This window comes from Pseudomonas sp. JL3, assembly GCF_031570575.1.
Lineage (GTDB): Bacteria > Pseudomonadota > Gammaproteobacteria > Pseudomonadales > Pseudomonadaceae > Aquipseudomonas > Aquipseudomonas cucumis.
In genome coordinates, this window is record NZ_JAKWJK010000061.1 from 1 (window position 1) to 1,340 (window position 1,340).

The following is a 1,340-nucleotide window of genomic DNA, read 5'->3' on the forward strand; positions in this document are numbered from 1 at the left end:
GTGTCGCCCTCATCGGTCCAGTGCCCGACCACGCGCCATTCAAGGTCTTCGATCAAGGCCCATTCATAAAAGCACCGCAGCCCCGTGGGCAACTGATGCTCGACCATCCGCCGCCCGGCGTCGTATCTGAAGCGCCGTTGCACCTGGCCGGTGGCGTCGCGCACTTCGGCCAGATTGCCCATTGCGTCGTAACCGTAGCTGACGAGTATTTCGCGGTGTTGATCTGGGTACAGACGTTCCACCCGAGCCACACGACCGCCTTCTTGAATCAGCTCGACCTGCACCAGATCGAAAGTATCCCGCAGGCGCACCAACCGTCCGGTTTCGTCATAGTCGAGATAGATGCGGTTGTTGTTGCTGTCGCCCAATTGATCAAGGCGCAGCAGCGCCGTATTGCCCAGCGTTGGATTGAACAAGCGGTAGACGCCGTCATCGCTTTCAATCAACAACTGCCCATTAACGTGGCGTCGAACACTCAGCCCCTCACCGGCGCTGAACACCGCGCCGCCCAGAGGGATCGAACCCATGTCGATGCGTCGGCCCTGTTCATCGGTGTACACCAGCGTTTCCCCGCCCTCCGGGAGAGCCAGGATTTCAACCCGCACCTCGTAGGACACGCTCCAACCCGCGCCGAACAAGCTGTCGCGGCGTTCGTCACGGCTGTTGTAGAAGCGCTGCCAATCCATCGGCAAGATGCCCGGCAACACGAAGTCCAGCTCTTCATCGCCACCCAGCACCTTGGCCCCGGTGGCGGCATGCACCGGGTTCGACGAGCCCATGGCCGCGTTGGCCATCGCGCCCATCGCGCTGCTGACGGCCATCGATGTCGCGCCGCCGATCAGCATGCACGGCAGTTTGCTGAAGAACTTGCCCTTGCCGCCCTTGAGCATCAGCAACGCGGTGACCGCCAGCCCCACGCCCGGGGTCTTGCCGCTGCGGATCTCACGCACTACCACCGAACCGCCACCGATGGTCACGTTGGATGAGATCAGCCCGGACGATACGACCTTGGCGTCGCAGGTGGTACGGTCGCCGCTGCGCACGGCGGGTTGGCCGTTGATGGTGACCTTGTCCGAGCCCTCGGCGNACGGTCGCCGCTGCGCACGGCGGGTTGGCCGTTGATGGTGACCTTGTCCGAGCCCTCGGCGAGAAACTGCGGCGGCATCGGCGGATGCTTCATGCAGACGACCAGGTCCAGCGGCTTGGGCACCGCGCCCGGTGCCGGGGTGGCGACGGTAGGGCGCCACATCTGGGAGAAGAAGCTCTCGGCCATGTCTAGGTAACTGGGCTCGGCTTCCGGCTCGGTGCCGGCCGGCGCGACATGGGACGGGATCGCCCCG

General features: G+C 64.4%; 1 pseudogene. It reads right to left on the minus strand.

Annotated features, from left to right (window positions below):
- Nucleotides 1-1,340: pseudogene (locus tag MMG91_RS28770) on the minus strand (DUF6531 domain-containing protein); the annotation flags it as partial.